Annotated in this window: 5 protein-coding genes; 3 read left to right on the top strand and 2 right to left on the bottom strand. The window is 37.6% G+C overall.

The genetic code is table 11. From position 1 onward, the window contains the following. Positions 1 to 520 precede the first annotated feature (520 nt). Positions 521 to 988 (top strand): RNA-binding protein, encoded by a 468-nt coding sequence (locus AN214_RS21460; protein WP_054981580.1) that lies wholly within the window; start codon positions 521 to 523, stop codon positions 986 to 988. Here AN214_RS21460 and murI read toward each other — a convergent pair. Continuing rightward, complete coding sequence (murI, locus tag AN214_RS21455; RefSeq protein ID WP_054981579.1) at positions 978 to 1,739, bottom strand: glutamate racemase; 762 nt, start codon at positions 1,737 to 1,739, stop codon at positions 978 to 980. The genes AN214_RS21460 and murI overlap by 11 nt on opposite strands. 68 nt (positions 1,740 to 1,807) lie before the next feature. Then, the gene (locus AN214_RS21450; protein ID WP_152960841.1) at positions 1,808 to 2,938 is read right to left on the bottom strand and encodes a DUF5610 domain-containing protein; all 1,131 of its coding nucleotides are present in this window, start codon (positions 2,936 to 2,938) and stop codon (positions 1,808 to 1,810) included. A gap of 328 nt (positions 2,939 to 3,266) precedes the next feature. On the opposite strand from AN214_RS21450, the gene AN214_RS23220 reads away from it, so the two are divergent. Next, positions 3,267 to 3,638 carry a transposase gene (locus AN214_RS23220; protein WP_082428659.1) on the top strand — a complete coding sequence of 124 codons (372 nt, stop codon included), beginning with the start codon at positions 3,267 to 3,269 and terminating at the stop codon, positions 3,636 to 3,638. Further along, a partial coding sequence (locus tag AN214_RS23215) for a transposase (RefSeq protein ID WP_152960840.1) occupies positions 3,625 to 3,843 on the top strand: 219 nt, incomplete at its 3' end. The genes AN214_RS23220 and AN214_RS23215, both read left to right, overlap by 14 nt.

Here is a 3,843-nt window from a genome sequence, read left to right as displayed (position 1 = left end):
AAGCGTATGTTAGAACTTAATCTGTACGAGTGCCCACACAGATGATTGCTTAAATTTTTAAAGAACAGTGCAAACAACCTTGTGTTTGCTGCGACGCTTCGTCGCTGTTAGGGCTGCGTATGTTACGCTTTCCTATTTTTTTGTCAAGACTTAATTTTGATTATTTTCTTTTTATTTTAAGAAAGTTTCAAAACTCAGTTTTACTTGACTCAACCAATTCGTGATTCGCTGCTATGCTGCGTCGTTCCCCGTGTTGGTGGAGGCGCATTATAGAGAGATCCGGATTTGGATCAACCCCTATTTCAAACTTTTTTTAGTTTTTTGGATCGTTTGGGCGAAATACGTACAAAACAGCTCATTTTTGTACGTTTTTGCCTGTTTAATGGGCTTTTTAAACTTAACTTAAATAATTTTACCGCTTATTTGTTCTGATATTATTGCCTTGTGAGCAAAGTAAGATAAGATAAGCATGAACATTTGTTAATTTTATGTTTAATTTGTGTAATTCGGAATCTTTAAAATGAGTTCATCGCAACAAAAATCATTAATAATAATTTTTATCGCATCTCTTATCGGCTATGCCGTAGTTCATTTTGCATTATCATCAGTACTTACAAGTTCATCTTTGGCTATTGCTGTAGGCATTTTGATTGGTGGTGTTCTTGCAAGCTTTTCTGCTCATGGTGCAACTGAAAAGAAAGAAGCAAGTAAATCACTTTATGTTGGTAATTTACCTTATAAGGCAAACGAAGCGGTTGTTAGAAGTTTATTTGAACAACACGGGAAAATATTCTCTGTTCGCCTACTAAAGGATAAGCATACTGGTAAACGTCGCGGCTTTGGTTTTGTAGAAGTCGCAGAAAAGGATGCCGATAAAATTATCTCGGCATTAAATGATAAAGAGTTTCAACAGCGCACTTTAAAAGTTCGTGAAGCGAAACAAAAGTCAGATGACAATAATTCTTCGGATGATAGTGTTAATCATTAATCACGGAGATTTTTAATTTAGTCTGTTCTAAAGCAGCCGTAGCATAATAATCTATCGGCTGCTTTTTATTATCTACCACATTACACTCGCCAATGAGACTCGATACACGATTCGCGATTGCCTCACCAGAATCGAGTAGTTGTAAATCATGCTTTATTAACTGTTTAAGTTCATTTGCAATAATTGGAAAATGCGTACACCCCAAAACTAAATGATCAATTTCACTGTTTATTGCTAATTTATCAAGTTCTTGAGCTAACGCTTGCATATCTAATGTATTAAACCAGAATTTGTATTCAGCTAATCTTACAAGTTCGCTGGAACCATATAAGTCAACTTCACAGCTTCTTGCAAAATCATCAATCAATGTTGCGGTGTATTCATTTGCAACTGTTGCAGGCGTTGCTAATACGCCAATTCGTTTGCGTAAGGATTTCTCTGCAGCTGGTTTAATTGCTGGTACAACGCCTACGATAGGAAAATCAAATTGTGCGCGAAGTTGCACTAATGTTTGTGTGCTGGCTGTATTACAGGCAACAACCAATATATCGACAGGCTCAATTACTTTAATAAATTGCGTTAACAGATTAGTAATACGCAGCATTAAAAATTGTGAAGAGCGTTTTCCGTACGGCAGGTATTTGTTGTCCATAAGATAGCTGAATTTTGCACTCGGTAAACTCGCTTGAATATGTTCAAGTACCGATGTGCCACCAATGCCAGAATCAAATACAACAATGTGTTTAGCCAAACTACCCGACCTAATACGTTATTAACCCGAGTAGTTTGCCATAGATTTTTTAATTCACAAGCGATGGCCTAGCTTTCTTTTTGTTGCTTTTGATTTAGCTGTTCAAAAAAGCTGGTACTGTAATCCAACAGATTCTCTTTATTGGCCTGCTGTTGATTCAACCAAGTTAATAGTTGCGTCAATTGATTTTCAATATTGAGTGGCTTCGCTTTGTCATAGCTTTCTTTTAGCCCTTCATTTATTGGTTCAAATTGCTTAGCAATTTCTCGACCGGGTTGCGTCGTTTGGTATTCTCGCACACTTGCTCTGACTTCTGTTTGCTGCAAGTTCATCGACATAGCCACCAATTGTGGGGAGTCCAAGTTTAGATTTTTTGCTTGCTCAAAGGCTTCATCAAGCGAGCCATTAAAGAACTCGTTACTAACTTCTTGCAAATCTGACATAAGTTCATTAATTGCCGCTACTTCATCTTCATTCAAATCACCTTCGACTGAAAATGAGTAAGCTTGTGAACTCGATTGAGAAGACGAATAACTCAACGACTCGCCTTCTTCGCTCTTGTTATATGATAACTGCTCTGATGAACTGAACTGGCTATTATAAGTCAGCTTAATAATATCACCTTCAGCTGTTTTAATTTCAAAGCTTGCACCATTATCTAACTGATAAAAGTTTTGACCATTAAAAGCGGCATCAGAAGGACCCTTTTTTTCTGGGTTGAATATCGATTGCTCAAACTCATCCAAACCGTCAAAAATTAACTCTCGACTTTTCTCAATACCTTGCTCAATTTCGTCGGTATACAGCTCACTATCTTTTAATTCCTCAACAGCCTCACCAATTCCTTGTTCGACGCCTTTGCGTGCTTGCTCAAACATGTTGGTAAGCTTGTCATTATCTGCTCCATCTGCTTTCGCACCTAAAATAGCACCTTTAACAAAAGATAATACATTCTTTGCTATTTCTTCAAAATCGAATAAGTCTTCAGGCTTGGTAGGCTCAACTTTACTTTCAAATGGCATTGCCCCCATCATTTTTTGATACGAGATTTGACTTGCAATTGTTAGTCGTTGAGACATGGTAAACACGTCTTTAGACGATGCGTTTTGTGCTATTTCGTTTGGTTTATTTTGAGAAAAACCATACTTGTTTTCAGGTTGATACCCCAATCCACCCACTTTCATAATCATTGCCTCCATTTCAGAATACCTACTTATCGACCAAATAGTAGACAACTTAAGTATAAATCATTAATTTAAGCGTTATTCGTTCTCCCTATATAAAGGTAATACACACTTAGTTAACCTGAGCTGCACAGAAGAAGTGGAACTAAATGCCCTTGCGGTGATCAGATCTTTCGACCAAGAAACATAAGATTACCGAGGCAAGGGCATGAATAACTTAGATGCAATTTACGTAGATGTCGATGATTTTTGTTTATTGTTTGAACCTCAATGGCTTTAACACCTAATAGAATCAGGTGAAAAGCAACGCATTAAGCCGTCTCGACTATCCTCTAGCGAAGTGATGACTATATTAATTGCCTTTCATCAATCAGGTTATCGCGACTTTAAAACTTACTACACCAAATTTGTTTGTCAGTATTGGCGACATTATTTTCCTGATTTAGTCAGCTATACACGTATGTTGAAGTTACTTCAGACTACGTTACCTGCTTTGTGTAGCTATCTGAAACAGCGATTCGATAAACCAACAGGCATTGCATTTATCGACTCCACTTCTCTCAAGGTGTGTCACAACATGCGTATTCCTCACCACCAAGTTTTCGCGGGAGAAGCCAAACGAGGCAAAGGAACAATGGGCTGGTTTTATGGCTTTAAACTTCACCTCATCATGAATGATGAAGGTGGTTTATTAGCAGAAAGTGACCGCTGGTAATGTTGATGATAGGAAACCTGTACCAGATATCGTCGATAATGTTACAGGTAGTTTATACGCTGATAAAGGTTATGTATCGGCAAACTTAAAAGCGGAACTTGCTGAGCAAGGCGTTAATTTTATTACAGGTCAACGAAGTAATATGAAACGTCAGCCAATATCATCTTGGGATAGAGCGATGTTATCAAAGCGTTTCATCATTGAA

It is taken from the genome of Pseudoalteromonas sp. P1-9, assembly GCF_001399975.1.
Lineage (GTDB): Bacteria > Pseudomonadota > Gammaproteobacteria > Enterobacterales > Alteromonadaceae > Pseudoalteromonas.
Note: the sequence above shows the minus strand (reverse complement) of the source record. Positions and strands in the feature narration are given on the sequence as shown.

Coding starts and splice junctions, on each gene's coding strand:
- AN214_RS21460 (WP_054981580.1), top strand. CDS start 521: ATGAGTTCATCGCAACAAAAATCATTAATAATAATTTTTATCGCATCT.
- AN214_RS21450 (WP_152960841.1), bottom strand. CDS start 2,938: ATGGAGGCAATGATTATGAAAGTGGGTGGATTGGGGTATCAACCTGAA.
- AN214_RS23220 (WP_082428659.1), top strand. CDS start 3,267: ATGACTATATTAATTGCCTTTCATCAATCAGGTTATCGCGACTTTAAA.